Consider the following 5838-nt stretch of genomic DNA (forward strand, 5'->3'; position numbering starts at 1 on the left):
GTCGCCCGCGTTCATCCAGCTCTTCGACCAGACTTCGATACTTAGACCGAAGCCAGCACACAATGGTCTCGTCTCTCATCCCTGCTCTTGTGCAGAGGCTCTCCACTCCGGTCAATCACTATTGCGGTAAGTTGTTTCCTGCCACCGCCTTATACCTTCCGATTCATGACTTCGCTCCCTCCGCCCAACCTTGCTGAATGGGCACGAAGTGAAAGAAGGTGCAATCGCGCAGGACAAACTTCCAACGGCCATTCTCGCGACGGAAGCGGTCTTCATAGTAACCTGAGCCAATCATACTTTGACCCTTGCGATTGATGCGCACTTCGATCGTACAGGTTCCCGTCGCCTCATTACCATTAAGTGTAATCAGATGATTGTGAATACATGGCAATGCGGTATTGCGTTGAATTGCCCCATAGAATTTGTTGAGGTCCTCTTGACCATGCACTTCAGTGACGGGTTGACCCGGAAAGCGATTGATAAAAGTTCCATCGTCCGTAAACAGTGCGGCGACGGACGCACCTTCCCCGCGCGCCACACTGTGCGCGTATCGTGCGGTCAGCTCTTTGATCTCCTCACGGTCGGTGAGTTCCTGCACTTGCTGTTCGATCGTTTTCATGATCAATCCCTCCTTTGCCTATCATCGAGAGCGACATTGCTGACCACCGTAGTATGTCCATTCCAGCTCAATGCTGCAATGGTTGACGAGCTACTCTTTCTTGGCGATATAGGCTTCGGCACAGACGATAACCGAGAGGAAAAGGAGAAGATCAATGGCGGGAATACTCGATGGTAAAGTGAGCCTGATTACCGGTGCAAGCTCTGGCATCGGTCGCGCGACCGCGAACATTTTCGCACGTGAAGGTGCGCGCTTGGTGCTGGCTGATGTCGTGGAACACGGTGGCCAGGAAACATTGCAGATTGTCAGAGCCGCTGGAGCAGAGGCAATATTTATCAAAACAGATGTATCGAAGTCAGGGGAGGTGGACGAAATGGTAGCGAAGACTGTTTCTACCTATGGACGCCTCGATTGCGCCTTCAACAACGCTGGTATTGGCGGCAGAGGTGCCCTCACGCATGAATATACAGAAGATGAGTGGAATCGCGTGCTGGCAGTCAACTTGACCGGCGTGTGGCTATGCATGAAGGCGGAGATTATCCAAATGCTCAAGCAAAGCAGCGGCGTGATCGTGAACACCTCGTCAATCATGGGCTTAACCGGTGCGATCCGCGTCCCTGCCTATACTGCTGCGAAACATGGTGTCGCGGGAATTACCAAAGCAGCAGCGTTGGAGTACGCGCGCCACGGCATCAGGATTAACGCGGTCTGCCCGGCTCCGATCTATACGCCCATGCTTACCAGCGCGTTCGCCAAGAAGCCGGATCTCGAAGAACGCTATGCTCGATCAGAGCCCATGAAGCGTATCGGGCAACCAGAAGAAATCGGCGAGGCAGTTGCCTGGCTGTGTTCTGATCGCGCGTCGTACATGACGGGTCACGCCATGCCGGTCGATGGTGGCTACATGGCGCAGTGACTCGTCGGCAACATCAAACTACAAAGGGCAGTCACACCAACGTTGTCACCCTGAGTGAAACGAAGGGTCTCTCCGCAGGATTCTTCGCTCCGCTCAGAATGACACGTCCGCAGGGCTCGCGCGTAAAGTGTACGAATGTTCTGTGGTTCGATGTAGATGTCGCGGGAGCAAGCGTAGCGTGCGCCATGCCCACGGACTCAGTGTCCGCGGGTTCATCGTGCGCCCAGCGCACGGCCTACAGTGTACGAATTGCTTGAGGTTTGATGGGGGAGAATAGTGCGCTATCACCGTCTGTTTTGATAACTGGTGCGATTGTTCGACGAATTGACAGCATACCGGTGACCGTGGAATGATCCGGGCGGTGTTCGGGCAGCGCTCTGCATTAGTCCGTAAGCCATTATACGCATACAAGGAGGACGCATGGGGGAATCTCGCGAACAGTTTATTGAATTCAGTGGCGCGCAGGTCCAATTGGTCCGCGGCGGCAACGGGAATCCGCTCCTGTTACTGCACGGTGCCGGCGGCAATCCGGGGTGGTTACAGTTTCACGACATGCTCGCTCAGCATTACGACTTGTACCTTCCGACCCATCCAGGTTTTGGGAAATCGGCGCGCCCGTCGTGGTTCGACTCCATGTCCGACATGGTTGATTTCTATATGGACTTCCTCGACCGATTTAACCTCCGCCAAGTGCCGGTGATCGGCTTCTCTATGGGCGGTTGGCTCGCGGCAGAATTGGCCGCAACGTGCCCTGAACGCGTCTCCAAACTCATACTGGTCAATGCCGTAGGGTTGAAAGTCGAAGGCGCGGACATCGCTGATATCTTTCTCTTGTCACCTCAAGAGGCCGCGCCCCTGATCTTTTATGACATCAATCAGGTCAGCGAGCGTGAGAAACTGTTTCCTGCAAAACCCACGCCAGAAGAGATTGAGTTACGCGACAATAGCCAGATCATGGCACAATTGGTAGGTTGGAAGCCGTATATGCATAACTCCAAGTTAGTCCACCGCCTGCGACGCGTGAAGTCGCCGACATTGATTGTGTGGGGCAAACAAGACGGCCTCGTCCCACTCGCGCATGGCGAAGCATACCGTAACGCTATCGCTGGTGCCGAACTGAAAGTGATAGATCGTTGTGGCCATACTCCACAACTGGAGCGGCCAGCCGAGTTCGTTGCCATCGTAGAACAGTTCCTGGCAAAGTCATAACCACAAGTTGCAACATACCAGCAGGGCTCTGAGACTGAGCCGACTGCAGGCGCACACGGAGGGATTCATGATCGACTACTATTATTTCAGTGAAATGCCATATCCAGAGACGCCGGAACTGGATCAGTATCCGTCGATTCGTCTCACCTACCCCAACAAATACTTCAATCCGGAAAAAGGGACGCAACTCTACAAGCGTTATCTCGATGAATATGCCTACGCGGAGACCGCGGGGTTCGATGGGCTGATGGTCAATGAACACCACAACACGCCTACCTGCATGCACATGGCCGCAAACCTGAGTGCCGCCGCGCTCATTCAGCGGACCAAGACATGCAAGATTCTGTTGCTCGGCAATGTCATTGCCTTGTGGGAAAATCCCGTTCGGCTGGCCGAAGAAGTAGCGATGCTCGATCTCATGTCTGAAGGTCGTCTGATTTCAGGCTTCGTCCGCGGCATTGGTATCGAGCAATTTTCCATGAACCTCAATCCCGGCTTGAACCGCGAGCGCTTCCAGGAGTCTCATGACCTCATCATTAAGACGTGGACGGAACCAGGGCCGTTCCGTTGGGAGGGCAAACATTTTCACTTCCGCTATGTGAACCCGTGGATCTTCCCGTTGCAGAAACCTTATCCCCCAATTTGGATTCCTGGCATTGGCAGCACCGAATCGATCAAATGGGCTGCCCAGCATGGCTACCCGTATGTGTCGTTTCTGGCACCAATGGATATGGCTGAGCAATGGTTTGATTTGTACCGCGAAACCGCGCAGAAGAGCGGGTATACCCCAACAGCGCAGAACTTGGGCTATATGACTGGTTTGTTTGTGGCGGATACAGAAGCCGATGCGCGTAAGTCGTTCGAGCATTACTTGTGGCGTACGCAAACCTCGCTGAAAGGACCCATGCACTATTACATGCCCCTTGGTATGACCACCCGCGGTACCGCGTCCATTCTCTCGGAAGGCTCCGGCCCCAAGAAGCATAAGCCGGTGTTCCAAATGTCGATCGACGACTTGCAAGAAGCTGGCGGCTTTGTAGTCGGCACCCCGAAAACGGTCACCCAGCGTTTGAAGGAGATCATCAAACGCCTCGGCATTGGCCACATGATCTTCGAGGCCCAGTACGGCGGACTGCCGCATGATCTGACCATGCGCAGCATCGAGCTGATGGGGAAGGAAGTGCTGCCGGTGTTGCGCAAGGAACTTGCGTAAAAGGAGACTATTCCGATGGCAAAGATCAAACATATTGCGATCGCGACCCAAGACCAAGACGCGACGGCAAAGTTTTACATCGATAGCTTTGGCTTAACTCAGGTTGCCAAGATCAACATCCCGGCGGTATCCGGCTATTTCTTAACCGATGGTGACATTAACCTTGCCATTCTCCATTTCAAGAACGACGAGGTGGCTGGTGTCGAACGCGGGAAAGAGTGGACGGGTATTCATCACATTGGCTTTCAGGTTGAGAGTCTAGAAGAGATCGCCACCAAAATAGCCGCAGCGGGCGGCAGCCCACGCGAGGACATCAACCACGCGCTGAACCTCATTGCCGGGCCCGCGGGCCACGGCAACGCCGAAGTCCGCTACAGTGGACCAGATGGTGTGACATTTGATGTCTCACACACCGGTTGGGCGGGGACCAGCAAGCCCGGTCGTAAGGAAAACCAGCAGTGAGGTCGTGCGCAAAGTGTGACCAGACTGCTATTGACTGCCTATGAATCCATTATTCGTACTCGCCGTGGCCATCTTCTGCACCATGCTTGGCAACGGCGTCGTCATGCCCTTCGTACCGCTCTATGCGCAGCAGTTTGGTGCCGCCAGTATCGGCGCAGGAGTGCTGTTTAGTGCTCATTCTGCGCCACGCACGTTCCTGCTACCTTTGATTGGTCCGGCATCGGACCGCATGGGCCGTCGTGCGTTTTTACTGGTCGGCGTGCTTTTCTACGCTATCTCCTCAGTCGCGTTTCTGCTTGCGAACAGTATGTTGCTCCTCCTTCTTGTCATGGCCGTGCAGGGTGTAGCGACAGCGATGGTACAACCAGTGACCATGGCGTACGTCGGTGACCTCACGCCGAAGGGGAAGGAGGGCGCATACTCTGGATACATCAATACGGCCTTTCTTGGCGGGGTTGCGGGCGGACCGATCCTTGGTGGCGTGATTAAGGATCTGTGGAACATGGAGGCAAGCTTCATCGCGCTCGGCGTTTTGAGCGTACTGGCTTTCGTGGTGATGTTCTTCTGGTTACCCGACCCACCAAAAAACAGAACGACAGGGAACACGATATCGCCGCCGTTGCGTGAAGTGTTCTCGTGTCGACCCGTGCTCGGCGTCTCCTTCTATCGCCTGGGTTATGCATTCGCCAGCACCATCACCTGGGTCTTTGTGCCGTTGCTGGCGGCCCACATGCTCCCGCTGAAGACGTCGCAGATCGGTGCGCTTATTTCTCTAAACGTGCTCGTCAGTACTGTCCTGCAAGCTCCCTTTGGTCGGCTCGCCGACCGCATGAGTAAAGCCAACCTGATTGCCGTTGGCGGCATCATCAGCGCCATCGCCTTTAGTGCGTTTCCGTTGGCGACCAGCTTCTGGCATCTGTTGGTCCTGAGCGTGTTCACGGGCGCAGCGACAGGCGTTGCGTTTCCGGCACACACGGCACTGGCGATGGAGAATGCTCGTGGTCTCGGTATGGGCACGGTAATGAGTTTCCTCCTCACCGTGCACAGTTTTGGCATGACGGTGTGTCCTTTGTTGTTCGGCTTCATTGCGGACCATTTCGGCATTGCCAGTACTTTCTACGGCGGTGGGTTACTGTGCGCGCTGACGACCGTGCTGTGCTACATGTACACCCGTTCCGCAACCCCTGAGTTATCTGCAAGTGCCACGACTCACAAGGAAGCACCGGTTGCGGACTAAATCGGACCATGAAAGATTGGTACACTCGCGCTGTCACCCTGAGTGCAACGAAGGGTCTCTCGGAGGGATTCCGCGCTGCACTGCTCAGAAACACACTCTCAGGCCGAGACGGGCTGGGGGAGGAGCGTGAACCCCAACCGGGCGGCGGTCCGTTTGAGGTGGCGAAGGGTGCGTTGACGCAG

Annotated in this window: 6 protein-coding genes; 5 read left to right on the plus strand and 1 reads right to left on the minus strand. The window is 55.2% G+C overall.

From position 1 onward, the window contains the following. Positions 1-163: 163 nt before the first annotated feature. Positions 164-619 (minus strand): nuclear transport factor 2 family protein, encoded by a 456-nt coding sequence (locus FJ147_26585; protein MBM4259453.1) that lies wholly within the window; start codon positions 617-619, stop codon positions 164-166. 154 nt (positions 620-773) lie between these two features. Between FJ147_26585 and FJ147_26590 the strand changes: the two genes are divergently transcribed. From FJ147_26590 to FJ147_26610, 5 genes are all read left to right on the plus strand, one after another. After that, a complete protein-coding gene (locus FJ147_26590) occupies positions 774-1535 on the plus strand; it encodes an SDR family oxidoreductase (protein ID MBM4259454.1) in 762 nt (253 codons plus the stop codon). 420 nt (positions 1536-1955) lie between these two features. Next, entirely contained in the window at positions 1956-2744 is a 789-nt protein-coding gene (locus FJ147_26595) for an alpha/beta hydrolase (protein ID MBM4259455.1), read from the plus strand. A gap of 67 nt (positions 2745-2811) precedes the next feature. Beyond that, the gene (locus FJ147_26600) at positions 2812-3957 is read left to right on the plus strand and encodes an LLM class flavin-dependent oxidoreductase (GenBank protein ID MBM4259456.1); all 1146 of its coding nucleotides are present in this window, start codon (positions 2812-2814) and stop codon (positions 3955-3957) included. A 15-nt stretch (positions 3958-3972) separates the two neighbouring features. Continuing rightward, entirely contained in the window at positions 3973-4419 is a 447-nt protein-coding gene (locus FJ147_26605) for a VOC family protein (GenBank protein ID MBM4259457.1), read from the plus strand. Between the two features lie 40 nt (positions 4420-4459). Further along, positions 4460-5656 carry an MFS transporter gene (locus FJ147_26610; protein ID MBM4259458.1) on the plus strand — a complete coding sequence of 399 codons (1197 nt, stop codon included), beginning with the start codon at positions 4460-4462 and terminating at the stop codon, positions 5654-5656. Positions 5657-5838: the final 182 nt, after the last annotated feature.

Source organism: Deltaproteobacteria bacterium, from assembly GCA_016874775.1.
Classification (GTDB): domain Bacteria; phylum Desulfobacterota; class Binatia; order Bin18; family Bin18; genus VGTJ01.